The organism is Pelomonas sp. SE-A7, from assembly GCF_030345705.1.
Taxonomy (GTDB): Bacteria; Pseudomonadota; Gammaproteobacteria; order Burkholderiales; family Burkholderiaceae_C; genus JAUASW01.
The window spans coordinates 532,142-557,920 of record NZ_JAUASW010000002.1 but is presented as its reverse complement, the minus strand read 5'-3'; the positions used below and the strand labels follow the sequence as shown (position 1 = coordinate 557,920).

Here is a 25,779-nt window from a genome sequence, read left to right as displayed (position 1 = left end):
GTCTGGCTTACCATGGCCCATCGGGCTCGAAAAGCAAGCATCCCTATGAAGTTCGTCGACGAAGCCACCATCGACATCGTGGCCGGCAATGGTGGAGCCGGATGTGCCAGCTTCCGGCGCGAGAAATTCATCCCCTTCGGTGGCCCGGATGGCGGCGACGGTGGTCGGGGCGGTAGCGTCTTTGCGGTTGCGGACATCAACCTCAACACGCTGATCGACTATCGCTACGCACGCCGCCACGAGGCCCGCAATGGCGAAGCCGGGCGCGGTTCCGACCAGTACGGTGCTGCGGCCGAGGACATCACGCTGCGCATGCCGGTAGGCACCATCGTGAAGGACCTGGAGACCGAGCAGGTCATCGCCGAACTGCTGGAGCCCGGTGTGCCGGTGCTGCTCGCCAAGGGCGGCGATGGCGGCTTCGGCAATCTGCATTTCAAGAGCAGCACGAACCGGGCTCCGCGTCAGAAGACGCCCGGCTGGCCTGGGGAAGCGAAGAAGGTCAAGCTGGAACTGCGCGTGCTGGCCGACGTGGGCCTGCTGGGGCAGCCCAACGCGGGCAAGTCAACCTTGATCACGGCCGTGTCCAATGCGCGGCCCAAGATTGCCGACTATCCCTTCACCACGCTGTATCCCAATCTCGGCGTCGTCCGCGTCGCGCCGGAGAAAAGCTTTGTCGTCGCCGACATTCCCGGCCTGATCGAGGGTGCCTCGGAAGGCGCTGGCCTGGGTCATCAGTTCCTGCGCCATCTGCAGCGCACACGCCTGTTGCTGCACGTGGTTGACCTGGCTCCGTTCGATCCAGCGATCGACCCGGTCGTCGAGGCCAAGGCCATCGTCGCCGAGTTGAAGAAGTACGACCAGGAGCTGTACGACAAGCCTCGCTGGCTGGTGCTCAACAAGCTGGACATGGTCCCCGAAGAAGAGCGCGCCGAACGAGTCAAGGACTTCATCAAGCGCTACAAGTGGAAGGGCCCGGTGTTCGAGATCTCGGCCCTGACCCGCGAAGGCTGTCAGCCGCTGATCCACGCGATCTACGACCACGTGGCTGCTCAGCAGGTCCACCATGTCGAGCGCGACGTGCGCTTCGATGGGCCGGTCGAAGAGGGTGCAGGCAAGGGGGCGGCGTAATGGCCGCTGCGCTCAGGGACGCACGCCGCATCGTCGTCAAGGTTGGTTCCAGCCTGGTGACCAACGAAGGTCGGGGCGTCGATGCCGAAGCCATCGCCACTTGGTGCAGGCAGCTGGCTGCATTGGCTGCGGAGGGGCGAGAGCTGGTAATGGTGTCCAGCGGTGCCATCGCTGAAGGCATGAAGCGCCTGGGCTGGGCCACGCGGCCCAAGGAAGTCCATGAGCTACAGGCCGCTGCGGCCGTCGGCCAGATGGGCCTGGCCCAGATGTACGAGACCAAGCTGCGGGAGCAGGGCATGGGCAGCGCCCAGGTGCTGCTGACCCACGCCGACCTGGCGGATCGTGAACGCTACCTGAACGCCCGTTCCACGCTGCTGACCCTGCTGCAGCACCGGGTGCTGCCGGTGATCAACGAGAACGACACCGTCGTCAACGACGAGATCAAGTTCGGCGACAACGACACCCTCGGCGCTCTGGTGGCCAACCTGGTCGAGGCCGACGCCCTGGTCATCCTGACCGATCAGAAGGGCCTGTACTCGGCCGATCCGCGCAAGGATCCCAATGCTCGTTTCATCGACGAAGCTGTCGCAGGCACGCCCGAGCTTGAGCAAATGGCCGGCGGTGCCGGATCGTCGCTGGGTCGCGGCGGTATGATCACCAAGATCCTCGCTGCCAAGCGGGCCGCCGGAAGCGGTGCTTCCACGGTGATTGCCTGGGGGCGCGAGCCCGACGTGCTGCTGCGCTTGGCGCGCGGCGAGGCCATCGGTACAGCCTTGCTTGCATCGACGGCCAAGCTGGCCGCCCGCAAGCAGTGGATGGCCGACCATCTGCAGCTTCGAGGTTCGGTCGGTGTGGATGCCGGCGCCGCCATCAAGCTGCGCGAGGAGGGCAAGAGCCTGCTGCCGATCGGTGTCGTCGAGGTGCAGGGAGACTTCCATCGCGGCGATGTGATCGCTGTTCGTGACGCCGGCGGCCAGGAACTGGCCCGCGGCTTGACCAACTACTCGAGCGCCGAGGCTCGCCTGATCGCCCGCAAGCCCTCGTTCGAGATCGAACAGGTGCTGGGCTACGCCGCCGAACCGGAACTGATCCACAGGGACAACATGGTTCTCGCCTAGCGAGCCCCCCGTTGTCTCAGCGTCACTCGCCCTGCTTTTCTGCCGGCTGCTCGGCCGCGGTTTCGCTCTCAGGCTCCCGCTGCTCACGGTGCCCCTGCGGACGCATGCCCGAGCGCAGGTACCGGTTGTGGTGGTTGATGCGCGGCAGGAAGCGGGCCAGCTCAGTCAGCGCCATCTCGTAGACGCCGCGCTTGAACTCGATGACCGCGTCCAGCGGCACCCAGTATTCGTTCCAGCGCCAGGCATCAAACTCCGGATGGTCGGTGGCGCGCAGGTTCATGTCGCTGTCGCGCCCCATCATCTGCAGCAGGAACCAGATCTGCTTCTGGCCGCGGTAATGTCCGCGCGCGTCGCGGCGGATGAAGTGCTCAGGCACCTCATAGCGCAGCCAGTCGCGCGTTCGCGCAATGATGCGCACATGGTCACTGGTGAGACCCACTTCCTCGTGGAGCTCACGAAACATCGCCTGCTCGGGCGTTTCGCCGTACTTGATGCCCCCTTGCGGGAACTGCCAGGAATGGGTGCGGATGCGTTTGCCCCAGAACACCTCGTTCCTGTGGTTGAGCAGGATGATGCCGACGTTGGGGCGGAAGCCTTCCCGGTCGAGCATAATCAACCTCGAATCTATAGTTGGATCGATTATTGCATCGGGCCGCCTCCCCGGCGCTCCCCTCGCTAACCCTCACACCCCGACCCGGCCTCAGGGCCGGGTTTTGCTTGTCCCCGTTCCGCCCATGAAAGCCTCGCAGTTCTTCGTCTCGACCCTGAAGGAAGCCCCCGCCGACGCCGAGATCGTCAGCCACAAGCTGATGATGCGCGCCGGCATGATCAAGCGCCTGGGCGCGGGCATCTACAACTACATGCCCATGGGCCTGCGGGTGATACGCAAGGTCGAGGGCATCATCCGCGACGAGATGAACCGGGCCGGCGCCGTCGAGCTGCTGATGCCGGTGGTTCAGCCCGCCGAGCTTTGGCAGGAGACCGGCCGCTTCGACAAGATGGGCCCCGAACTGCTGCGCGTGAAGGACAGGCACGAGCGCGACTTCGTGATCCAGCCCACGTCGGAAGAGGTGATCACCGACATCGCCCGCCAGGAACTGCGCAGCTACAAGCAGCTGCCCAAAAATTTCTATCACATCCAGACCAAGTTCCGCGACGAGCGTCGTCCCCGCTTCGGCCTGATGCGCGGCCGCGAATTCACGATGAAGGACGCCTACTCCTTCGACCGTGACATCGACAGCGCCAAGCTCAGCTACCAGACCATGTTCCAGGCCTACCAGCGCATCTTCCAGCGCTTCGGTCTGGAGTTCCGGGCGGTGAATGCCGACACCGGCGCCATCGGCGGCGAGGCTTCGCACGAGTTCCAGGTCATCGCCGATACCGGCGAGGACGCCATCGTCTACTGCCCGAGCAGCGACTACGCGGCCAATATCGAGCTGGCCGAAGCGGTCGCTCCTGCACAGCCTCGCGGCGCTGCCGCGCAAGCACTGACCAAGACGCCCACGCCGGGCAAGAGCACCTGTGAAGACGTGGCCGCGTTGCTGGGCCTGCCGCTCACGCAGACCGTCAAGTCGCTGGTCCTGGCCACCGATGAGAAGAACGAGGCGGGCGACATTGCCAAGACCCAGGTCTGGCTGCTGCTGGTGCGCGGCGATCATGAGCTGAACGAGGTCAAGGCCGGCAAGCTGGAAGGCCTGAAGGCCGGTTTCCGCTTCGCGACCACGGCCGAGATCGACGAGCACTTCGGCTGCAAGCCCGGCTACCTGGGTCCCATCGGTTTGAAGAAGCCGGTCAAAGTCATCGCTGACCGCACCGTCGCCCAGATGAGCGACTTCGTCTGCGGCGCCAACGAGGCCGACTTCCACTACACCGGCGCCAACTGGGGCCGTGACCTGGCCGAGCCGGACCTGGTGGCCGACATCCGCAACGTGGTTGCCGGTGATGCCTCGCCGGATGGCAAAGGCGTGCTCGCCATCCAGCGTGGCATCGAGGTCGGCCATGTCTTCCTGCTGGGGACCAAGTACTCCAAGGACATGAACGCCAGCTACCTGGACGAGACCGGCAAGCCCCAGCTGATGGTGATGGGCTGCTACGGCATAGGCGTGACCCGCATCCTGGGCGCTGCCATCGAGCAGAGCCACGACGAGCGCGGCATCATCTGGCCCGACGCCATCGCGCCCTTCACCCTGGTGCTGTGCCCGATTGGCATGGACCGCAGCGAAGCGGTCAAGGAAGCAGCCCACAAGCTGCATGACGAGCTGCAGGCGCTGGGCGTCGACGTGCTGCTGGACGACCGCGGCGAGCGCCCCGGCGCCATGTTTGCCGACTGGGAATTGGTGGGTGTGCCGCATCGCCTCGTGATCTCCGACCGCGGCCTCAAGGAAGGCCAGCTGGAGTACCAGGGCCGTCGCGACGCCGAGGCCACCAAGGTCGCGGCGGGCGAGGCCGTCGCCTTCATCAAGCAGCGCCTGGGCCTGAACTGACGATGCAGGCATCGCGGCGCAAGCTGCTGATCGGAGCCGCTGCCGCCGGCCTCGTGCCGGGTTGGGCACGAGCCGGTGCCCAGGTCGAGGAGCCTTTGGCCGATGCTGTGCGCTCGGCCTTGTCGGCCTCGATAGGCAATAGCGCACCGCCCAAGCCACGCTTCGACAATCTCGATGACCGCCTGGCCTACATGAGCTGGCTGGGCACGATGAGCGAGCGGCTGAAGAAGCGCAAGAGCGAGGCGCTGACCCGGATCGAATTCCTCGAGACGGTCTGGTACGAGGCCAAGCGGGCCGGCCTGGAGCCCGCCCTGGTGCTCGGCCTGGTTCAGGTTGAAAGCGGCTTCCGCAAGTACGCAATCAGCATTGCGGACGCGCGCGGCTACATGCAGGTGATGCCGTTCTGGACCCGCCTGATCGGCGACGGCCAGTCCTCGCGCCTGTTCCACATGCAGACCAACCTGCGCTTCGGCTGCGTGATCCTGCGCCACTACCTCGACATCGAGAAGGGCGACCTCTTCCTGGCCCTGGGCCGCTACAACGGCAGCCGTGGCCGACCCGAGTATCCGAATGCCGTGCTCGGTGCGCGTCGGCAGTGGCTGCTGGCGGGCGAGCGCTGATTAGCCAGGCTTGGCCGCTGCTTCCGGCTGTGGCAAAGGCGGCAGCTTCAGGCCTTCGTAGAGCTGCATGAAATCGGCCCGGCGACGCAGGGCCCACCAGCGCGGATCGACGCGCAGAAAACTGACCCGCGGATCTCCGACTCGCCGAGCCTCCTGCAGCCACTGCATGGCCTGGTCTTCCTCGCCCAGTCCCAGATGCACCAAGCCCAGGGAGCTGGGCAGCATGCGACCGGCCTGCTGGCGTTGCATCATCTCGGCCAGCATGCGACGCGCCTCGGGCACCTGGCCGGTCTTTGCGAGCAGCCAGGCCAGGCTGGAACTGATCTGGCTGCTGTCCGTCAGTGTCAGGCCCTTGCGCAGCGCAGCGATGGCGGCCGCAGGATCGCGCCGGGCGCTGGAGATCAGGCCCTGGGCGAAGTAGGCGTTCCAGAACTGCGGGTCTATGTTCAGCGCAAGGTCGACATAGCGCTGCGCCTCGTCGAGCCGGCCCAGCGGTACCAGGAAGCAGGCCATCAGAAAGATCGCGACCAGGGATTGCGGGTCGACTTGACGGGCCAGCTGCAGCTGTTCCACGGCCTGCTCGGGGCGGGCAAGGTGGGACAGCAGGTGGCCATAGGCCGTGTAACCCTCGACCAGACTGGGATTCAGCGCGATGCCACGCCGGAACGAAGCCTCTGCCTTGGGCCAATCGAAGTCGTGCCACAGATAGACCCAGCCCAGGGCCACATGGGCCTCGGCCAGTTCCGGCTCCAGTTCCAGCGCCCGCAGGGCGTAGCGACGCGCCGTCGCAAAGGCCTGCTGAGGCGGCGAGTCCTCGGTGACCGGCAGGCGGCGCCAGGCCTCGGCCAGGCCTGAATGGGCCAGCGCATGCTCCGGGTCCAACTCGATCGCGCGCTGGAACAACTCGATGCCGCGCCTCACATGGGCCGGTTTGATGGTGATGATGTTGAGCCGCCCGGCCATGTAGAGCTCCTGGGCCTGGCCGCCGCGGCCGAAGCTGCGCGGTGGCAGGCCCAGTTCGCGCTGCAGGGAGTTGGCGACCTGCTGGGCGATGCGCTCCTGCAGCGCGAACAGGTCGCCGGCCTGTTCGTCGAAGCTGGCACTCCAGAGCGAGGCGCCATCGGCCCGGCGCAGCAGCCGCACCGTGACGCGCAGCCGGTCGCCCTGGCGCTGCAGGGTGCCATCCAGCACGCTGTCCGTGTCCAGGGCCTGGGCGGCGGCCAGCGGATCCTGCTGCGGGTCGCTGTAGCGCCGGCTGCTGGCAATGGCCGTCACGCGCAGGTCCTTCAGGCGTCCCAGGCGGGTAATCAAGGCATCGGCCAGGCCGATTTCCAACACCGGATTCGACGAGCCCTCGACCAGCGGCTTGAAGGGCAGGACGCTGAGCGAGCGGATCCTGTCGGGTCTGCCTTCGCCGACGCGAGCCAGCTTCCACCAGAGCAGGGCGCCGACCCCAAGCCCGCCGCCCAGACCGGCCAGCAGCAAGGCCTTGCGCCTTGGAGTTTGGGCTGCCACCGGCGCCGGATCGATGGACGGGCGGAGTTCGGCGATGAAGCGCAGGCCGCGCCGCGGAACGGTCTGGATGTAGCGCGGAGATTCCGCCTCGTCGCCCAGCAGCCGCCGCAGGATGGACAGGTGCTGGCTGAGGTTGTTGTCCTCGACCACCAGGCCGGGCCAGACCTGGCTCAGCAGCTCTTCCCGCGACACCACCTCGGGAGCCCGGTCTATCAGCGCCAGCAGCAGGTCGAACACGCGAGGCGTGATCGCCAGCACCTCGCCGGTGCCCTGGCGGACCAGGCGGCGCTGCTGGACGTCGATCAGGAAGTCTCCGAACGCTAGCGGTGGGCTCATCGCTTCAGGCCCCTGTTTTTCAGGCTTCTTCACCTGAATTTCAAGACTTTTGAGCAAGGCGTCGCCGATTCTGCCCTTGCCGCCGCGTCGGTTCCAAGGGGGGCTTCACGGCGGCAGTCCTTCAATTTCAGGAGCATGCTGATGAACAAGCAGATACCGAGTTCTCTCAGATCGGTGGCCGGCGCCTTGTTGCCGGCGACCGTGGCCACGCTGCTCATCCAGGCTTGCGGCGGCGGGGCGGGCAGCCTGCCGGTGCTGGCCCAGGCCGAGTTCGCTGCAGTCACGCCGCTGTCAGAAGCCGACCCGATCGAAGGCGTCTGGGAGTCGCGGGTGCAGATCCGCGACTGCAACAGCGGCCAGGTGCTGCGCGAATTCGTCGGCATGAACCTGTTCGGCCGCGGCGGCGCGCTGACCGATACCAACGAGGCCCCGCCGGCCTCGCGCGGCGTCGGCATGGGGCAATGGGGGCGGACGGCCGAGTCCGAGCGCAGCTATCTGATCTGGCAGCGCATCTACGAGTACGACGCCAATGGCCAGCGGGTGTCCACCCGCCTGGTGCGGCGTCAGCTCAAGCTGGGCCATGACGGCACGACCGGACAGGGCGAGGTCAGTTTCCTGGCCCTCGACCGCAACGGCGTAGAGATCCAGCGCGGCTGCGGCCAGGAGACCAGCAAGCGCATGCTGGGCTGATCAGGGACGGTTCCGCAGGCCTTCCCAGGCTTGCGGAGCTGCGCCCGCCAGGCCGGCGAGTTCGAGCACCCGCTCGCAGCTCTCGTGGATCAGCTCGTCAATGGTCTGCGGCCGGTGGTAGAAGGCCGGCAGCGGCGGGAACACGATGCCGCCCATCTCGGTCACCGCCGTCATATTGCGCAGATGGGCCAGGTTAAGCGGGGTCTCGCGCACCATCAGGATCAGCCGGCGGCGCTCCTTCAGCGTCACGTCGGCGGCGCGAGTCAGGAGGTTGTCGCCAAAGCCATGGGCGATGGCCGCCAGGCTCTTCATGGAGCAGGGTGCCACGACCATGGCGGCCGTGGCAAAGCTGCCGCTGGCCACGCAGGCGCCCACGTCGCCCGGTGCGTGGTTGTGATCGGCTTCGGCCTCCAAGGCGGCGCGGCTCAGGCCCTGTTCATGGTGGACATTGAGGACGCCGGCCGGCGTGGCAATCAGGTGGGTCTCGGCGCCCAGTTCACGCGCCCGGCGCAGCAGGCGAAGACCATAGGCAGCGCCACTTGCACCCGTGATCCCGACGACCAGCCGAGGCTTGGACATCAATCAGGCCTGGCCGCCGAGCACCTGCTGCAGCTCACCGGCCTGGTACATCTCCATCATGATGTCCGAGCCGCCGACGAATTCGCCGTTGACGTAAAGCTGGGGGATGGTGGGCCAATTGGCGTAGTCCTTGATGCCCTGGCGCACTGCCTCGTCTTCCAGCACGTTGAAGGTCTTCAGGTCGCCCACGCCGCAGGCCTTGAGGATCTGGATCGCGCGGCCGGAGAAGCCGCACATGGGGAATTGGGCCGTGCCCTTCATGAACAGCATCACACGGTTGTTCTTGACCAGATCGTCGATGCGCTGTTGTACGTCGCTCATAGGAATTCGCCCAGGGTTCTTTGCAATGGGCGCAATTATCGGCGAGGCCTGGTGCGCTTGCCCGCGCAGGGTCAGAAGCGGTAGCTCAGGCCCAGTTGCAGCACGGCCTGGAAGCGCGCGGTGCGGACCGCATCGTCCAATGCGGTCGGTCGGCTGCTGCCCAGCCGCAGGCCGTCGGCCAGGCCGCTCATGGCCAGGCCCAGGTCGGCGCTGAAGCCCCAGCCGCTGCGCAGCGACTGCCCGGTGTAGCCAATGCCCAGATAGGACAGCGAGGAGCCATAGTCGTTGCCCAGCGCGCCGCCGAGGCCCGGCATGCTGACCAGGCGCTGGCCTACGGCCAGGTGGCTGGCCTTCATGGCATTGTTGCCCAGGGCCAGGCCGCCATTGCCTTGCAGCAGCGAAAGCGGGCCCAGCAGCAGGCCGCCGGTGGCGCGCAGGCCACCTTCCATGGAGCCGGTCAGGTAGTAGTCGCCCAGCAGGTTAGCGCCCAGCAGGCGCGAACCCATGGGGCTGGAGGCATCGAGCTGGTTCAGCTGCAACCGGGCTTGCCAGCGCAGCGCGTCCATGGGCTTGCTGCGCAGCTGGAGACCCTCGGCCTGTGCGGCCAGGCCGGTCAGGGCCAGGGCAAGGCTCACGGTACTCAGGCGCAGCAGGCGGTTCATGGCGGTCTCCTTGGCGGGGCAATATCACCCGCTGTTTTCGGCCAATACTACGCCGCCGCCGGCCGCTTGTGGGTCCACTTTTGAGCGGAAACAACGCCTCGTTTGTGGCTTTGTGTTCAGCCCGGCCAGCGCCCCCCCGAGACGCGGGCCTGGCCACCGAGGTCGCGCCTACAGGCCAGGTCGACAAAGCCCCGTGCGAGTAGCAGATCGGCCACAGCCGCCGGCTGATCCCAACCATGTTCCAGCAGCAGCCAGCCACCTGGAGCCAGGTGTTCGGGCGCGTAAGCAACAATCTCCCGTAACGATTCCAGGCCGTCGCCGCCCGGCGTCAGGGCGCTGAGCGGCTCGTGGCTGAGCGCCGCCAGGTGCTCGTCGTCGCCGGCGATATAGGGCGGATTGCTGACGACCAGGTCGAAACGCCGGCCCGCCAGCGGAGCGAACCAGCTGCCGGCGAGCCATTCGACGCTCAAACCCAGGGCCTGGCCGTTGGCCTGGGCCATGGCGAGGGCGCCGGCCGAGAAATCGACAGCCGCCACCTGCGCCTGCGGCCGGCGATGGGCCAGGGCCAGGGCGATGGCGCCGCTGCCCGTGCCCAGGTCGACCACGTGGGCCGCCTGCTGCTCGGGCACCAACTCCAGCGCCCAGTCGACCAGGACCTCGGTGTCCGGCCTGGGAACCAGGGTATGGCGGTCCACCTTGAGCCTGAGGCCGTGGAATTCCTTCTCGCCGACCAGGTAGGCCAACGGCTCGCCGGCCAGGCGCCGGGCCAGCCAGTCTTCGAAGCGGGCCTGTTGTTCTGGGGCCAGTTCGTCCTCGCCATGGATCAGCAGCCAGCTGCGGTCGCGCTCCAGCAGGGTGCCGAGCAGGAGTTGAGTCTCAAGTCGGTCCAGGCCAGCCGCCTGGGCCTGAGCCTGGGCCTGGGCCAGGTTCACGAGCGCCCCTCCAGCTGAGCCAGCTGTTCGGCCGCCTGGGCCTGCTGCAGGCCCTGGATCACATCTTCCAGGTCGCCGTCCATGATGGCGCCGAGCTTGTAGAGCGTCAGGTTGATCCGGTGGTCGGTCAAGCGGCCCTGGGGGAAGTTGTAGGTGCGGATGCGGTCGCTGCGGTCGCCGGTGCCTATCAGGCTCTTGCGGGTCGCGGCTTCCTTGGCGGCGCGCTCGTTCTTGTCCTTGTCGCGCAGCCGCGCGGCCAGCACGGCCATGGCCTTGGCCTTGTTGCGGTGCTGGCTGCGGTCGTCCTGGCACTCGGCCACCAGGCCGGTCGGCAAATGGGTGATGCGGATCGCCGAGTCCGTCTTGTTGACGTGCTGGCCACCGGCGCCGCTGGCACGGAAGGTATCTATGCGCAGTTCGGCCGGGTTGAGCTGGATCTCCTCGGCCTCGTCGGGTTCGGGCATCACGGCCACGGTGCAGGCGCTGGTGTGGATGCGGCCCTGGCTTTCGGTGGCCGGCACGCGCTGCACGCGGTGGCCGCCCGATTCAAACTTGAGCCGGCCATAGACGCCGTCACCCTCCAGCCGCACCACCAGTTCCTTGTAGCCGCCCAGGTCGGAGTCGTTGCTGGACAGGATCTCGCTGCGCCAGCCCTGGCGCTCGGCAAAGCGCAGATACATGCGGGCCAGGTCGGCCGCGAACAGGGCCGATTCGTCGCCACCGGCGCCGGCGCGGATTTCGAGGAAGGCCGGCCGCTCGTCGTCCGGGTCCTTGGGAATCAGGGCCAGCTGCAGCTGCTCATGCAGGCTGAGCAGGTCGGCCTCGGCCGCGGCGATTTCTTCCTTGGCCATCTCCGCCATCTCGGGGTCGGCCAGCAGCTCCTTGCCGGCCGTCAGGTCGGCTTCGCGCTGCAGGTAGCGGCGGTAGGTCTCGACCAGGCTGGAGACCTCGCTCTGCTCCTTGGTCAGCGCGCGGTAGCGCTTCATGTCGGCGGCGACCGAGCCGTCGGCCAGGGTGGCGTCCAGTTCGACCAGGCGATAGCCCAGGCGTTCGAACTGCTGGCGCAGGGTGTCTTTCATTCAGGAGGAATCCGGTAGCGGGGGCGAGGAGCCGACGCGATGATGCCGCGTCAGCCGACAAGGCGGCGCGAAGAAGGGCCGCTAATGCTCTTCGCCGGACTCGCCGGACTCGCCGGAAACAGGCTTGCTGCTGGAGCGCAGGAACAGGCGTGACAGGGTCTGGGCCAGCTGCAGCCGCTGCTCGCCTTCGCTGGCGTGCAGCTCGGCCAGGCTGCCGTGCAGCATCTTTTGCGTGAGGCCGCGGGACAGTGCCTCCAGCACCGTGTCCACGTCCTCGCCCTTGGCCAGCAGCTTGCGGGCGCGGGCGATCTCGGCCGCGCGCCAGTCTTCGGTCTGCTGGTTCAGGGCCTGGATCAGCGGCACCGTGTGGCGCTGGTCCAGCCAGTGGACGAAGCTCTGCACGCCGGCCTCGACGATGGCCTCGGCCTGCTGGACCGCCGCCTGGCGCTTCTCGCCGGCGCTCTGCACCACGACCGACAGGTCGTCCACGGTGTAGAGATAGACGTCGTCGAGCTGGGCCACTTCCTGCTCGATGTCGCGCGGCACGGCCAGGTCGACCATGAACATGGGCTTGTGGCGGCGGGTCTTGAGCGCGCGCTCCACCGCACCCAGGCCGATCAGCGGCAGGCTGCTGGCGGTGCAGGAGATGACGGCGTCGAATTCATGCAGGCGCTGCGGCAGCTCGGCCAGGCGTATCGCCTCGGCGCCGAGCCGGCCGGCCAGCTTCTCGCCTCGCTCCAGCGTGCGGTTGGCCACGGCCATGTGCCTGGGCGTGCGGGCAGCGAAATGGGTGGCGACCAGCTCGATCATTTCGCCGGCGCCCACGAACAGCACCTTGATCTTGCTGAGGTCCTCGAACAGCTGGCTGGCCAGACGCACCGAGGCCGCGGCCATGCTGATCGAATGGGCGCCGATCTCGGTCGAGCTGCGCACTTCCTTGGCCACCGAGAAGCTGCGCTGGAACAGCTGGTGCAGCGTGGTCCCCAGGGTGCCGGCCTGGTCGGCCTCGCGCACCGCCTGCTTGAGCTGGCCCAGGATCTGGGGCTCGCCCAGCACCATGGAATCCAGCCCCGAGGCCACGCGGAACGCATGGCGCGCCGCGGCGCCACCTTCCATCACATAGGCATGGTTCATCAGCGCATCGCTGCCCACGCCGCCGACCTCGGCCAGCCAGGCGATGGTCGGCTTGACCAGGGCCGGTGCGCCGGCGACATAGAGCTCAGTGCGGTTGCAGGTGGAGACCAGCGCGGCTTCCGGCTGGCTCTGAGCCTGGCGGCGCGACAGCTGCTCGCGCAGGCCCAAGAGCGTGGGCGCCAGCTGCTCGAGCGAGAACGCAAACCGGCCGCGCAGGTCCAGCGGGGCGGAGTTGTGGTTCAGGCCGAGGGCGAAGACGCTGCTCATAGGGGCGCGATTATAAAATTCGCGCCACCACCCGCCCTGACATCGGTCACAAGACCTTGAACCCCCTTGACGCGCTCTGGCATCTGCTGAATTTCCTGGCCCCGGCTTGGGTCGTGGCGGCCTTGATGGCCGGCCTGGCCAAGCTGCTTTGGCGCCAGGAGCTGAAGGCCGTGGCCTGGCGCCGCCTGGCCCTCTGGGGCGGCATCGCCGGCAGCGCCGGCCTGGTTGCGGCCCTGGCCCTGCTGGGCCGTGACGGCAAGATGGCGGGCTACGGCCTGATGATCCTCGCCATCGCTCTGCCTCAGTGGTGGCTGGCCCTGCGTCCCCGAAGCTGAGTTCTTACTTTCGGCTGCCGTGCGCGCAGCTCGCACAGTCGCGCCCGTCAACAAGAACGGGAGTGGAGCGATGAAACGAGTGGCAAGCCTGGCCCTTGGGCTGGGTGTAGGCCTGGGCGCGGCGCAGGCCCAGACGTCTTGGCAACGGCTGAGCCTGGAACTGCGCGGCGAAAGCCCGGTGCCCGAGCAGGCCAGCGATCCGGCCCAGGCCTTCCAACTGGTACAGCGGCAGATGCGGCTGTTGCTGGACAGCGATGGCCGCTTCCGGCTGACGACCGAGAGCGTCTATCCCGGTCCGGTGCGCTTCAACTTCATGGAGCTGGGCGCGGCCACCACCGGCAGCGCGACGCTGGACCTCCTGAAGTGGCGCAACGGCACCGAGATCACGCGCAAGACGCCGGAGGCGCTGAAGGCTGACCTGGCCGAACTGCAGTTCCTGACGCCGGCGCTCTTGAAGCAACGCATTGAGGCGAGCGCAAGCGGCGCCGAGATCGAGGTCCTGGACTCGGCCGGCCGGCGCGCCAGCCTGAGGCGCGACCCAGCGACCGGCGAGCTGCTCAGCGCCCGCAGCGCCAGCGGCGTGCTCTACGAATATGCCGACTACCAGGGCCTGCCTTCGGGCCTGAGCCAGCCGCGCCAGATCAGCGAAAAGCGTGGCGAGGTCCTGCGGGTGCGATGGCAGGTGACGGCCAGCGACCTAGACCGCAGTGATGGTCGCGCTTTCGACTTGCCGGCCGGCTACGTGGAGCCCGTGGTCGATGCACAAGGCCTGCGCGCCACGCCGATAGCGCCGGGCAGCTACCGAATAGATGGCTCGGCCTCGCGCTATCACAGCAGTTTCTCGATCGGCAGCCAGGGCATCGTCGTCTTCGATGCGCCGGTCAGCGCCGATGAGGCGCGTCGTGTGAGGGCTTTGATCGAGAAGCTGGCGCCAGGCCGGCCGGTCACCCATGCCGTGGTCTCGCATGCGCACCGCGACCATGTGGCCGGCCTGCCGGTCTATTTCGGCGAAGGCGTGCAGATCCTGGCCGGCCGCAATGCCCGCCTGGCCCTGCAGCGCCAGCATGGTGCCGAGCTGGCGTCCAAGGTGGTCGAGGTGCTGGAGGCGCGCGAGCTGGACCTGGGCGACCGCCGCATCAAGCTGATGCCGCTGCCGAGCAGCCATGCCAGCGACATGCTGGTGGCCTATGACGGCGCGTCCAGGGCCTTGTTCCAGGGCGATCTTTTCTACATCCCGGATGTGGGCCCGGTGCCGCCGGCCTTTGCCATGGCTGCCGAGCTGCAGGCCTTGATCAAGGACCAGGCACTGCAGGTGGACTGGATAGTCGGCGTCCACGGCCGCTCGGGCACGACGGCCGAGCTGGCCGAGGGCCTGCGCCTGATGCAAAGGCAGCAGGCCCGCTGAACCCGGCTCAGGCCGGCAGGCTCGCCGCTTCCTCGCCGACCGTCACCACCTCGCCGCGCAGCGAATGCGCGAAGGCCTGGGTGACGGTCAGGTCGACCAGCTGGTTCATCAGGCGCGGCTGGCCCTTGAAGTTGACGATGCGGTTGCATTCGGTGCGGCCCATCAGCTCGGTCGCGTCCTTGCGGGCATGGCCGGTGACCAGGACCTTCTGCACCGTGCCGACCATGGTCTCGCTGATCTTCACCGCATTGGCTTCGATCGCGGCCTGCAGCTCCTGCAGGCGCTTGACCTTGGCCTCATAGGGCGTGGTGTCTTCCAGCGCAGCGGCCGGCGTGCCGGGGCGCGGGCTGAAGATGAAGCTGAACGAGGCGTCGAAGCCCACGTCATGGACCAGCTTCATCAGCTTGGCATGGTCTTCTTCCGTCTCGCCGGGGAAGCCGACGATGAAGTCGCTGGCGATGCGGATGTCCGGCCGGATCGCACGCAGCTTGCGCACGATGCTCTTGAACTCCAGCGCGGTGTAGCCGCGCTTCATCGCCATCAGGATGCGGTCGCTGCCATGCTGGACCGGCAGGTGCAGATGGTTCACCAGCTGCGGGATCTTGCCGTAGGCCTCGATCAGGCGCGGGCTGAACTCGTTCGGATGGCTGGTGGTGAAGCGCAGGCGCTGGATGCCGGGGATCTCGGCCGCGTACTCGAGCAGCAGGGCCAGGTCGGCGAACTCGCCGCTATCACCCATCTTGCCGCGGTAGGCATTGACGTTCTGGCCCAGCAGGTTGATCTCCATCACGCCCTGGTCCGCGAGGCCGGCGATCTCGGTCAGCACGTCCTCGAAGGGGCGCGACATTTCCTCACCACGGGTGTACGGAACGACGCAATAGCTGCAGTACTTGGAGCAGCCTTCCATGATGGACACGAAGGCCGAGGCGCCCTCGACCTTGGCCGGCGGTAGATTGTCGAACTTCTCGATCTCGGGGAAGCTGATGTCGACCTGCGGGCGGCGCTGCTCGTCGCGCGCGGCCAGCATCTGCGGCAGGCGGTGCAGGGTTTGTGGGCCGAAGACCACGTCCACGTAGGGCGCGCGTTCGATGATGGCTGCGCCTTCCTGCGAAGCCACGCAGCCGCCGACGCCGATCTTCACGCCCTTGGCCTTCAGGTGCTTGACCCGGCCCAGGTCGCTGAACACCTTCTCCTGCGCCTTCTCGCGCACCGAGCAGGTGTTGAAAAGGATCAGGTCGGCCTGCTCCGGGTCGTCGGTCTTTTCATAGCCCTGGGCGGCGCCCATCACGTCGGCCATCTTGTCCGAGTCGTACTCGTTCATCTGGCAGCCGAAGGTCTTGATGTAGACCTTCTTGGTGTCGCTGGCGCCGCTCATGGCTTGCTCCAGGTCTGGGTGCCGGGCTCGAACTGCAGGCGGGCCGCTTCCTCGCGGCTGCGCGGCCAGCCCTTGTTGGCCAGTTCGACCGGGTTCAGGACCCAGACATCCATCAGCAGGCCTTGCGGGTCCACCGTGTAGTGCACCACCAGCTTCTGGCCCATCAGGCTGGCCGGCTGCTTGAGCATGTTGTCGTCGCCCTTGACGCGGGCACCGGGCGCGAGGCGCGCCGGCTTGCCATTGAGGCTCACGTCGGGGGTCTGCAGCACCACCAGGTCACCGCGCAGGGCGGTGGCGGGGAAGAAGCGGTGGGTCTGGGCGAAGGCGCTGGCATGCAGCGCAACCGCCGTGATGACGGCGGTGAGGGCACAGCGGTACATGGTATTTGTCCAGTGGCTGCGTCAAAGGGAACGGCCCGCTGCAACAAGTGCGGCGGGCCGGCGAAGTGGCGCGAGTTTACCGCGACGTGTCGAAAACCGGCTCGGCCAGGCCCTGCAGGCGGGCCTCGCTGGCCGGTGCTTTGTCGCACAGCAGCAGCACTTCGTTGGGGCCGGCCTTCAGCCAGGAGGCCGGCAGGAACAAGGTCTGCTGCGGGCCGATAGCCCAGCTGCGGCCCAGCAACTGGCCATTGATCCAGACCAGGCTGCGGCCCCAGCCGCGCATGTCGAGGAAGCTGTCGACGGGCGCCTTCAGCTCCAGCGTTCCGCGGTGGAAGCTGTGGCCGCCGGCCTGGGCCTGGACCGGCTTGAGGCCGGTCGGCGAATCCAGCGGCAGCGCATGGACCTGCCAGTCCAGCAGTTCCTGGTCGGCCAGCTTGACCGAGCGACTGATGCCCTTGTGCTCGGCATCGAGCTTGGGCCCGAAGCCTATGCGGCCCAGGTTCTCGACCAGGATGTCGAGCACGCCGCCGGCCGGAATCTCGACCGCCAGCTCGCGCTGGCCCAGCCGGCGCTCCAGCGTGCCGACGACCCGGCCATCCACCAGCACCGTGGCCAGGTCGCGGACCTCGTCGATCTGCAGCATGCCCTTGCGCGCCTGCTCGAAGCGCTTGCGGTAGAGGATCAGGCCATGGCTTTGCTTGAAGGCCTCCATCGGACTCGGGAAGCGCGAGGCGATGGCGGCGCCCAGCTGCGGCAAGGCATCGAGGAGACCGGTGATGCGCTCCAGCGCGAAGGGCGGGATGGCCTGAGGTCCGGGCCCGTCGGCCACCAGCGGTGGCAGCGTCTCGCCGCGGGCCGCCAGGTGCTTGGCGATGCGCTCGCGCACCAGGCGGTACTTGGGCGTCACGCGGCCGGCCTCGTCCAGCACGGCGTCGTAGTCGTAGCTGGTGGTGTCGGGCTGGTAGGGCTCCTTGGCCGAGCTGTTGGCACCGGCGAGCCAGCCGAAACTGGTGCCACCGTGGAACATGTAGAGGTTGAAGGAATGGCCTTGCGCCATCATCCAGTCCACCGTCTCGGCCGCCTGCTCGGGTGGCTGCGTGTGGTGCGGGCCGCCCCAGTGGTCGAACCAGCCGGCCCAGTATTCGCCGGCCATCCGCGGGCCCTGCGGCCGCCAGGCGGCCAGGGCCTCGAACGAAGCCTGGGCGTCGGACTTGCCACCGCCGAAGTTCACCACCGGCGTCAGCTCGGGCAGGGTGCCGCCCTCGAACAATCGCTCGGCGCCGCCGTCAGAAGTGAACAGTGGCGCATCGAAGCCGGCCTCGCGCATCTGTTTCAGCATCGCTGCCATGTAGTCATGGTCGCGGCCATAGGAGCCGTATTCGTTCTCCACCTGCAGCATCAATAGCGGCCCGCCACGGCTGCTCTGCAGGTCGGCCACTTCCTTGGCGATACGCTTCAGGTAGCGCTGGCTGGCGGCCATGAAGCGCGGGTCCAGGCTGCGCACCCTGAGGCCCGGCGTGCGCAGCAGCCAGGCCGGGAAGCCGCCGAAATCGACTTCGGCACAGACATAGGGCCCGGGCCGCAGGATCACGTAGAGGCCTTCCTCGGCCGCCGTGCGGATGAAGGCGCGCAGGTCCTTGTTGCCCGTGAAGTCCCATTGCCCCGGCTCGCGCTCATGCTGCGACCAGAAGGCGTAGGTGGTGATGGTGTTCAGGCCCAGCGCCCTGGCCTTGCGGAAGCGGTCGCGCCAGACCGCGCGCGGCACGCGCGGGTAGTGCATCTCGCCGGAGCGGATCTGCAGGGGCTTGCCGTCCAGCATGAACTGCGAGCCCTGCACCGCGAAGCGCGGCGCGGGTTTTCCGAGCGCCGGAACGGCCGCGAGGGCGCTGCCGCTGAGCAGCAGCGCGCGTCGGCTCAGGCCGCTCATGCGCGGCCGCCCGCGAAGTGGCCCTCGATCTCCTCCAGCGTCTTGCCCTTGGTCTCCGGCAGCAGGAAGCTGGCGGCGAGGAAGTAGACCAGGGTGCAGCCGGCCCAGAAGAAGAACATGGCGGCATAGCCATGCTGGCCCACCGTGGGCAGGAAGACCGCGGCGATCACCGTCGACACGAACTGGTTGATCAGCAGCGCAATGCTCATGCCGTTGGATCGGATGCGCGTGGGCATCAGCTCGGACAAGGCCAGCCAGACGCAGACGCCCGGCCCCACGGCGAAGAACGCGACCATGGCGAAGATGGCGGCGGCCACGGCCCAGCCATGGTTCTCGGACGGCACCGGGCCAATCAGGGCCTGTTCGATCTTCAGCGGCGCGTTGGTCGCCGCGGCCGGATCGGCAAAGGGGTTCAGGTGCAGGCGGCGGAAGAAGGTACCGATCACGCTGTCGGCCTGGACCGTGTCCTCGCGGCTGATGCGGATCGGCGTGCCGCCGGCCTCGTCCGTGCGACGGCTCTGCACATTGGTGAAGGGCCCGTAGGAATAAGACAAGGTGAGCTGCTGGGCCGAGCCATCAGCCGCGCGGCCGAACTGCTGGATCAGCGTGGCATCGACCGTCAGCGCCAGGGCCTCGCCCTGCACCCGGGCCTGGACTGCCGGCGCCACATCGACCCGGCCGCTCTCGGCCTGGCGGAACAGCAGGCCGGCCGTGACCAGCGACAGCACGATGCCGCCGCTGCCCAGCATCAAGAGGAACTTGCGGCCCTTGCGGTCCACCAGCAGCACGGCCACCACGGTCATCAGGGCGTTGAGCAGCTTGATCGCGACATCGGCCTGGTTGGCCACCGAGCCGGGCAGGCCGGCCTGGTTCAGGATGTTGACCACATAGGCCAGCACCGAGTTGATGCCGGTGGCCTGGGTGCAGGCCAGCACCAGGCAGGCGAGCAGAAAGGGCAGCACATAGCGGCGGCTCAGCAGCGCGTCCTTGGCAGCGGCCTTGGCGGGATCGGCGACCTGCTGCATTTCGCGCAGCTCGGCCTCGGCCACCTCGGGCTTGCGGGTGCGCAGCAGGGCGGCACGCGCGGCGTCCACGCGGCCGCGGCTCAGCAGCCAGCGCGGCGACTCGGCCAGCAGCAGGCAGCCGGCGCTGAACACCAGGCCCGGGGTCAGGCACATCCAGAAGATGCTGCGCCAGGCCTGGTCCTTGGCGGCGAACAGCGCAGCCTGCTGGGCCGAGGTGTCGGCGAGCTGGCGGGCGGCCACGCTGGCCGATTCCACGCTTTGCGCCTGGTACAGGCCGATCAGCGCGGCCACCACCAGGCCTATGGTCAGCAGCAGCTGGAACATGGCCGTGCCGCGGCCGCGGTTGTCGGCGCCCAGGCATTCGGCCAGGTAGAGCGGAATGACCACGCCTATCAGGCCGCCGCTGATGCCTTGCAGCAGGCGACCCAGCAACAGCGGCGTGTAGCCCTCGGCCAAGGCGATCACCGGGATGCTGAGCGTGAACAGCGCGCCACTGAGGAACATGGCCCAGCGCCGGCCTATCAGGTCGGCCAGCGCGCCGGCGAACAGCGAGGACAGCACGCTGCCCAAGAGCACGGCGGCGACGATGAAGCTCAGCTGCTGGGCCGACAGCTTCCAGGCTACCGACGCGGTGGATTCCAGATAGGGCAGGGCGCCGGCAATGATGCCCACGTCGATGCCGTAGAGCAGGCCGCCCAGGCCGGCAATGAAGAGCAGGTAGCGCATGGCCCAGACAGGCTTGGCTTCAACGGTCATCGTCAACACTCCCTCGTTGTCTCGTCGTCTCAGGATGAAGAATCGGATAGCAGGTCCACCGGCTCGCCCTCGACAAACACCTGCTCCACCTGCAGTTGCTCGTCCAGCACCACCAGGTCGGCAAAGGCCTGCGGCTCAATGCGGCCGCGCTGGCCTTCGCCCAGGTAGTCGGCCGGGTTGCGCGACAGGCGATGCGAGGCGTCGGCCAGGTCCAGGCCCAGCGACACCAGGTTGCGCAGGGCCATGTCCATGGTCAGGGCGCTGCCGGCCAGCGAGCCGGTGGCCAGGCGCACGCAGCCCAGGCACTTGAAGACCCGTTGCGTGCCCAGCGCATATTCGCCGTCGGGCATGCCGGTGGCAGCCGTGGCGTCGCTGACGCAGTAGAGCCTGGGGATGCTGCGCAAGGCGGCCAGCATGGCGCCGGGATGCACATGCTCCAGATCGGGAATCAGCTCGGCGTATTCCGCATGGGCCAGGGCCGCGCCCACCATGCCGGGCTCGCGGTGCTTGAGCCCGGTCATGCCGTTGAATAGATGGGTGAAGCCGGCCGCGCCGGCCTGCAGTGCGGCGACGCCGTCCTCGTAGGTACCGGCGCTGTGGCCGACCTGGACCCGGATGCCCAAGCGGTTCAGCTCGGGGATCAATTCCAGGTGACCGCTGATCTCGGGCGCCAGCGTCAGCACGCGGATGGGCGCGATCTCGTGCAGCCGCTTCACCTTGTCCAGTGTCGCCAGCATCACCTCGGGCGGCTGGGCGCCGAGCCGCTGGGCGCTGATGAAGGGGCCTTCCAGGTGCACGCCCAGCATGCGGGCGCAGCCCTTCTTGCGCTCGGCGATCACGCCGGCCAGGCCTTGCAGGGCCTGCTCGATCAGGGCGATGCGGGCCGTCATGGTCGTGCCCAGCAGGCTGGTCGTTCCGTGCCGCGCATGGGTGCGGGCCACGACCTCGCCGGCATCGCCGCCGGCCATGATGTCCACGTCCGAGGCGCCGTGCACATGCAGGTCCACGAAGCCGGGAAGGATGTGGCGCAGCGGCCCTTCGACCGCCGTTTCCTCGATGCGCGCCACGCGCTCGCCAAAGCTCACACGGCCGGTGATCCAGCCTTGGGGCGTGAGGATGCGGCCGCTGAGCATGGCGTGGTCAGTCACTCGGCGATGATCACTTCTATGCCCAGGCGCTGCAGGCCTTCGCGGTACTCCGGGCTGATGCCGGCATCGGTGATCACCGCATGGACCCGGTCGAGCAGCACGATGCGGTGCAGGCTGACCCGGCCGAACTTGGAGGCGTCGGTCAGCACGATGACCTTCTTGGCCCGCTCGACCATGCGATGGTTCAGGCTGGCCTCGGCCTCGTGGTGGGTGGTGACGCCGAACTGCAGGTCGAAGCCGTCCACGCCCAGGAACAGCTTGTCGAAGTTGTAGACGTTGAGGCAGGCCTCCGCCTGGGCGCCCTGCACCGACAGCGACTGCTTGCGCAGCAGGCCGCCGGTCAGCATCAGCTCGACGCCGGGCGTGTCGGCCAGTTCCCAGGCGATGTTGAGGCCGTTGGTCATCACCGTGACCCGGTCCAGGCCTTGCAGATGGCGGGCCATGTGCAAGGTGGTGGTGCCGCTGTCGATGATGATGTTGTCGCCGGGCTCGACCAGGCGGGCCGCGGCCGCGCCAATGTGCTCCTTCAGCCCGGTGTTGAGCGTGTCCTTCTGGCGGATGCTCTGCTCGGGCGGCGGCGTGCGCACCAGGGTGGCACCGCCGTAGCTGCGCGTCACCAGACCCTGGTTCTCCAGGGCGCTGAGGTCGGTGCGTATGGTGACGGCGGACACGCCCAGCTTGGGCACCAGGTCGGAAACCTGGACGCTGCCCTGCGTGACCAGCAGGTCAAGAATCTGTTCGCGGCGCTGGCTGGTGTTTCTCATGGCAATGGAAGGGCTGGGTGTCTTTCGAATGACGGCGAAAGCTTATAGGGACGAAACCCGGCCCGCATGCGGACTTTCGATCTGGGGGCGCGTGGTGGCTCGTGCGTAGGCGGCAACGACCTGGCCGATCTTGTGTTCGACCAGGGCCTGCGGGCTGCTGGCCAGCCGGCCCTGCAGGACGGCCGGCAACTGCTCGGGCAGGTATTGGCTGATCAGCGGCAGCGGAATGCCCCTGGCCTGCAGATTGGCAAACAAGCGGGCCTGGGCTGCCTTCACAGCCGGCTCGCCCCAGTAGTAGCGGCAGCGGTCGCTCAGTGCATAGCGGCGCAGCAGGCGCTGCTGGTCCGGCGTGCCGGCGTAGTGCTTGAGCCAGTGGCGCGGCTCGGCCTGCATGGCCTGGTCCAGGGCCTCGGGCAGGCGGGCCTGCTCGGCCGGGGCGACCAGTTCCTCTTCGATACGGCTCAGCGCGAACAGCGCCTCGCGCAGTGCGAAGGTCAGGGCCGGGCCGACCTTGAGGATGGCGTAGTGGTCACGCACCAGGGCCTGCAGCGAGGACTCCAGCTGGTAGTCGGTCGAGTGGGCCTCGAACACCAGGCCGGGCTGGCCGGCGACAAAGCTTGAGAGCTCGGCCGCCGCGGCCGGCACATAGTGCTGGACCTGGCTGTGGTCGAAGTCGACGCCGGGCTGCACCACCATGGCGATGACGCGCTGCCAGGCCTCGCGCTGGCCGGCGGCGACGAAGGCCTGCCTATGGATTTCCAGCGTGCGTGCCGCGGCCTCGGGCCGGGTGACCGACAAGGCCTGCTCCAGCGACGCTTCGCCGCCGGGCACGGGCACTTCCGTGCCAATGACGTAGACCGGCGGCGGCAGGCCGGCAGCCTGGGCCGCCGCCTCGGCCACGGCGGCCAGCTCGGCCGAACGGGCAGCGACGGTCTCGTCGTCCAGCCGCAGCGGGTCGTTGGCGCAGCTCATGCTGCAGTCCAGGTGGATCTTGTGGAAGCCGGCGGTCACGTAGTCGTGGATCAGCACCCGCGAATGGGCCATGGCCTCGGCGGCCGGCAGCTTCTGCCAGCTGTTGGGGCCCAGGTGGTCGCCGCCCAGCACCAGCTCGTGCAGCGGCAGGCCGAGCTCGGCCGCCAGGCCTTCGACATAGGCGCGGAAATCATGCGGCTGCATGCCGGTGTAGCCGCCGTTCTGGTCCACCTGGTTGGAGGTGGCCTCGACCAGCAGCGGCGTGCCCATCTCCAGCGCGACCCGGATCGCGGCGCGCAGCACCAGCTCATGGCTGGAGCAGACGCTGTAGAGGCCCACGGCCTCGCCGCGGCGGTGGGCCTTCAGGATGGACTGGACGGGCGACAGCGATTCGACGACGGTGTTCATGGATGCGATTGCAAGGCGAGCAGGGCAGCGCCGCGGGCGCCACCGGCATCGCCGAAATGCGGAGGCAGGATGGCCGGCATGGCCAGGCCCTGGAAAAGATGACGGGCCATGGCCGCCGGCAGTTGCTCGTACAGATGGCCCAGCTTGGACAGGCCGCCGCCCAGCACGATGGCATGGGGGTCGATGGTCATGACGAGAGTTGCGAAGGCCTGGGCCAGCAGGTCTACGTGGATGTCCAGTACCTGGCGAGCCAGCGCATCGCCGGCCGCGGCGCGTGCGGCGATGGCAACGGCCTCGCTGCCTTCGCCTCCGAAATGGCGGTGCAGGTTGGAAAGCCCGGTTCCCGAGACATAGCGCTCCAGGCAGCCGCGCAGGCCGCAGGGGCAGTCAATCAGCGGCACGCCGTGGCGGGCCAGCAGCGAGGCCGGCAGGCTCCAGTGGCCCCATTCGCCGGCGATGCCGTTGAGCCCGCGTATCAGGCGGCCGTCCACGCAATAGCCACCGGCCGCGCCGGTGCCGAGGATGGCGCCGAACATGCTCGGCAGGCCATCGGCCGCACCGCCCTGCGCCTCGGAGAGTGCGAAGCATTGGCAGTCATTGCCCACGACCACCGGCCGCTGCAGCCGCTCGCGCAGACTTTGCGCCACGGGCCGGCCGTTCAAGGCGGGCACATTGGAGCTGAGCTGGCGGCCACTGGCGGCATCGACGATGCCGGGCAGGCCCAGGCCCACTGGTGCCTGCAGACCCAGGGTCGCGTCGGCCTCGTTCACCAGCTCGGCAATCGCTTGTTGGAACGCTGCGAAGTCCTCGCGCGGCGTGGCCACGCGGCGGCGATGGCGCTCGACCAGGGCGCCGTCGGGCTCGATGGCATAGCCGACCAGCTCGATCTTGCTGCCGCCTATGTCGATGCCGTGGACCGCGCGCATGGAAGAGACCTCAGTCATGCGGATGGATGGTGACGCCCTGGACCACGCGGTTGACCGTGCCGTCCGGGAAGGGGTTGTCCGGCGTCAGCCCCAGGGCCGCGGACTTGTGCAGCGAGAACAGCTGGGCGGCGATCAGCCACAGCGGGGCGAGCCAGCTGTCGCCGAGGCCGGCCGGCGCGGCCACGGCGAGCTCGGCACCGGATTCGACAGGCCCCACGGACAGGCAGTGGCCGGCGACCTGGTCGCGGCGCAGCTCGTCCAGCAGGTCCTGCTCATAGCGCTGGGCGAGCGGCTTGCTGCTGCGCAGGAAGATCACCAGCGAAGCCGGGTTCAGTGCCGACTTGGGGCCATGGCGGAAGCCAAGCGCCGTGTTGGCCAGGGCCAGGGCGCGGCCGCTGGACAGTTCCAGCACCTTGAGCGCCGCCTCCTTGGCCAGGGACTCCAGTGGGCCGCTGCCAAGGTAGACGATGCGATCAAAGGGCTGGGCCGCCAGCGCCGCGATCGGGGCAGTCCACTGCGCCAGGGCCTGCTCGGCCGCCGTGGCCAACTGCTGGATGCGATCCGCCGCATCGCCGTGCTTGCCCAGCACGGCCAGGGCAGCGAGCAGCATGCAACTGAGGCTGCTGGTCATGGCGAAGCCGCGGTCACAGCTGCCTTGCGGCATCAGCAGGTTGAGGCTGTCGGCGCGGCCTTCGGCCTGGGCCGCCAGCTGGCCTTCGCCATTGCAGGTGATGTTGATGAAGCGCGGCGCCTTCAGGCGGCGGCGCAGCAGCTCAACGGCCGCCAGGCTTTCCGGGCTGTTGCCGCTGCGGGCGAACGAGACCAAGAGGGTCGGCGCGCTTTCTTCCAGATAGAGCTCGGGATGGGTCAGCAGGCTGGTGGTGGCGATGGCCCGGACCTGGGCCGGCCAGGCGCTGTTCAGCTCGTCGACCACGATCTCGCCGACGAAGGCCGAGCTGCCGGCGCCGGTCAGGATGACGCGATGCGTGGGCTGGTTCAGCCAGTCACCGAGGAAGGCGGCGACGCGGGCTTGTTGTGACTGATCGAGCTGCTGGGCCAGCTGGCGCCAGAGCCGCGGTTGCTGGGTGATTTCTTCGGCCGTGTCCAGGCCGCCGAGTTGGCGCCAGTCTTGCGACGGACGCTGAAGGATGGTGTTCATTGCGGGATTCAAAGTCCGGCGCAACGATAACGACGAACTTTCGTAATGTCAAACAAAGAAAGATAACGAAAGATAAGTTGGCATCAGCTGTCGAAGGAACAAGCCGGATATTCGGCAAATCATGAGGGTCTTGTCGGAAATCAGCCGCGGATTTGCGACGAAGTCGAAAGAATGCTGCGGTGAATAACCTGATATCGAAAGGTTTTCAAGGTGATTTACTAGTGGTTTTCACTCAACTTTCAAGAAACTTGCTTGTTTTTGCTTTCTTTTCGTTGACCGCCATCCAATCGCTGCATAAAGTTTGCGCAACAAATGGAAATCGCAAGCCCGTCGTT

Annotated in this window: 24 protein-coding genes; 7 read left to right on the top strand and 17 right to left on the bottom strand. The window is 67.7% G+C overall.

The genetic code is table 11. The features are described 5' to 3' along the window. Positions 1–45: 45 nt before the first annotated feature. Positions 46–1,128, top strand: coding sequence for an Obg family GTPase CgtA (cgtA, locus tag QT382_RS16575; protein ID WP_289255195.1), 1,083 nt, complete (start codon positions 46–48; stop codon positions 1,126–1,128). Further along, a complete protein-coding gene (gene proB, locus QT382_RS16570; RefSeq protein WP_289255194.1) occupies positions 1,128–2,246 on the top strand; it encodes a glutamate 5-kinase in 1,119 nt (372 codons plus the stop codon). The genes cgtA and proB overlap by 1 nt, the downstream gene beginning before the upstream one ends. A gap of 22 nt (positions 2,247–2,268) precedes the next feature. Here the strand turns inward: proB and QT382_RS16565 are convergent, their stop codons facing one another. Then, positions 2,269–2,856, bottom strand: a complete 588-nt coding sequence (locus QT382_RS16565; RefSeq protein WP_289255193.1) for an RNA pyrophosphohydrolase — start codon at positions 2,854–2,856, stop codon at positions 2,269–2,271. 124 nt (positions 2,857–2,980) lie between these two features. Here QT382_RS16565 and QT382_RS16560 point away from each other — a divergent pair, with 124 nt between their 5' ends. Continuing rightward, positions 2,981–4,729, top strand: a complete 1,749-nt coding sequence (locus QT382_RS16560; protein WP_289255192.1) for a proline--tRNA ligase — start codon at positions 2,981–2,983, stop codon at positions 4,727–4,729. Between the two features lie 2 nt (positions 4,730–4,731). After that, on the top strand, positions 4,732–5,349 hold the full coding sequence (locus QT382_RS16555) for a lytic transglycosylase domain-containing protein (RefSeq protein WP_289255191.1): 618 nt from the start codon (positions 4,732–4,734) through the stop codon (positions 5,347–5,349). Here the strand turns inward: QT382_RS16555 and QT382_RS16550 are convergent, their stop codons facing one another. Next, positions 5,350–7,200 (bottom strand): winged helix-turn-helix domain-containing protein, encoded by a 1,851-nt coding sequence (locus tag QT382_RS16550; RefSeq protein ID WP_289255190.1) that lies wholly within the window; start codon positions 7,198–7,200, stop codon positions 5,350–5,352. Positions 7,201–7,341: 141 nt separating this feature from the next. On the opposite strand from QT382_RS16550, the gene QT382_RS16545 reads away from it, so the two are divergent. After that, positions 7,342–7,890, top strand: coding sequence for a hypothetical protein (locus QT382_RS16545; RefSeq protein WP_289255189.1), 549 nt, complete (start codon positions 7,342–7,344; stop codon positions 7,888–7,890). Here QT382_RS16545 and QT382_RS16540 read toward each other — a convergent pair whose 3' ends face one another. The 6 genes from QT382_RS16540 to hemA form a co-directional block, all read right to left on the bottom strand. Further along, on the bottom strand, positions 7,891–8,469 hold the full coding sequence (locus QT382_RS16540) for a UbiX family flavin prenyltransferase (protein ID WP_289255188.1): 579 nt from the start codon (positions 8,467–8,469) through the stop codon (positions 7,891–7,893). It abuts the gene before it with no gap. 3 nt (positions 8,470–8,472) lie between these two features. Next, positions 8,473–8,790 (bottom strand): Grx4 family monothiol glutaredoxin, encoded by a 318-nt coding sequence (grxD, locus tag QT382_RS16535; RefSeq protein ID WP_289255187.1) that lies wholly within the window; start codon positions 8,788–8,790, stop codon positions 8,473–8,475. 71 nt (positions 8,791–8,861) lie between these two features. Next, the gene (locus QT382_RS16530; RefSeq protein WP_289255186.1) at positions 8,862–9,452 is read right to left on the bottom strand and encodes a hypothetical protein; all 591 of its coding nucleotides are present in this window, start codon (positions 9,450–9,452) and stop codon (positions 8,862–8,864) included. A gap of 116 nt (positions 9,453–9,568) precedes the next feature. Then, complete coding sequence (prmC, locus tag QT382_RS16525; protein ID WP_289255185.1) at positions 9,569–10,384, bottom strand: peptide chain release factor N(5)-glutamine methyltransferase; 816 nt, start codon at positions 10,382–10,384, stop codon at positions 9,569–9,571. After that, positions 10,381–11,463: a peptide chain release factor 1 gene (gene prfA, locus QT382_RS16520; RefSeq protein WP_289255184.1), complete on the bottom strand. Its 1,083-nt coding sequence runs from the start codon at positions 11,461–11,463 to the stop codon at positions 10,381–10,383. The genes prmC and prfA overlap by 4 nt, the downstream gene beginning before the upstream one ends. An 81-nt stretch (positions 11,464–11,544) precedes the next feature. Beyond that, entirely contained in the window at positions 11,545–12,864 is a 1,320-nt protein-coding gene (gene hemA, locus QT382_RS16515) for a glutamyl-tRNA reductase (RefSeq protein ID WP_289255183.1), read from the bottom strand. A gap of 56 nt (positions 12,865–12,920) precedes the next feature. Between hemA and QT382_RS16510 the strand changes: the two genes are divergently transcribed. Both QT382_RS16510 and QT382_RS16505 read left to right on the top strand, forming a co-directional pair. After that, entirely contained in the window at positions 12,921–13,199 is a 279-nt protein-coding gene (locus tag QT382_RS16510) for a hypothetical protein (RefSeq protein WP_289255182.1), read from the top strand. A gap of 70 nt (positions 13,200–13,269) precedes the next feature. Next, positions 13,270–14,604: an MBL fold metallo-hydrolase gene (locus tag QT382_RS16505; protein WP_289255181.1), complete on the top strand. Its 1,335-nt coding sequence runs from the start codon at positions 13,270–13,272 to the stop codon at positions 14,602–14,604. 7 nt (positions 14,605–14,611) lie between these two features. On the opposite strand, the gene miaB is transcribed toward QT382_RS16505, so the two are convergent. The 9 genes from miaB to QT382_RS16460 form a co-directional block, all read right to left on the bottom strand. After that, a complete protein-coding gene (gene miaB, locus QT382_RS16500; RefSeq protein ID WP_289255180.1) occupies positions 14,612–15,979 on the bottom strand; it encodes a tRNA (N6-isopentenyl adenosine(37)-C2)-methylthiotransferase MiaB in 1,368 nt (455 codons plus the stop codon). After that, entirely contained in the window at positions 15,976–16,359 is a 384-nt protein-coding gene (locus QT382_RS16495; protein WP_289255179.1) for a hypothetical protein, read from the bottom strand. The genes miaB and QT382_RS16495 overlap by 4 nt, the downstream gene beginning before the upstream one ends. 76 nt (positions 16,360–16,435) lie before the next feature. Continuing rightward, positions 16,436–18,286, bottom strand: coding sequence for a glycoside hydrolase family 35 protein (locus tag QT382_RS16490; protein WP_289255178.1), 1,851 nt, complete (start codon positions 18,284–18,286; stop codon positions 16,436–16,438). Then, positions 18,283–20,067, bottom strand: a complete 1,785-nt coding sequence (locus tag QT382_RS16485; RefSeq protein WP_289255177.1) for an MFS transporter — start codon at positions 20,065–20,067, stop codon at positions 18,283–18,285. Before QT382_RS16485 ends, QT382_RS16490 begins: the two co-directional genes overlap by 4 nt. A gap of 29 nt (positions 20,068–20,096) precedes the next feature. Then, positions 20,097–21,200, bottom strand: a complete 1,104-nt coding sequence (locus QT382_RS16480) for an N-acetylglucosamine-6-phosphate deacetylase (protein WP_289255481.1) — start codon at positions 21,198–21,200, stop codon at positions 20,097–20,099. Between the two features lie 11 nt (positions 21,201–21,211). Continuing rightward, positions 21,212–21,979 carry a DeoR family transcriptional regulator gene (locus QT382_RS16475; RefSeq protein WP_289255176.1) on the bottom strand — a complete coding sequence of 256 codons (768 nt, stop codon included), beginning with the start codon at positions 21,977–21,979 and terminating at the stop codon, positions 21,212–21,214. A 42-nt stretch (positions 21,980–22,021) separates the two neighbouring features. After that, the gene (locus QT382_RS16470) at positions 22,022–23,359 is read right to left on the bottom strand and encodes a D-tagatose-bisphosphate aldolase, class II, non-catalytic subunit (RefSeq protein ID WP_289255175.1); all 1,338 of its coding nucleotides are present in this window, start codon (positions 23,357–23,359) and stop codon (positions 22,022–22,024) included. After that, positions 23,356–24,303, bottom strand: a complete 948-nt coding sequence (locus QT382_RS16465) for an ROK family protein (RefSeq protein ID WP_289255174.1) — start codon at positions 24,301–24,303, stop codon at positions 23,356–23,358. The genes QT382_RS16470 and QT382_RS16465 overlap by 4 nt, the downstream gene beginning before the upstream one ends. Continuing rightward, positions 24,296–25,444, bottom strand: a complete 1,149-nt coding sequence (locus tag QT382_RS16460) for an SIS domain-containing protein (RefSeq protein WP_289255173.1) — start codon at positions 25,442–25,444, stop codon at positions 24,296–24,298. The genes QT382_RS16465 and QT382_RS16460 overlap by 8 nt, the downstream gene beginning before the upstream one ends. Positions 25,445–25,779 lie beyond the last annotated feature (335 nt).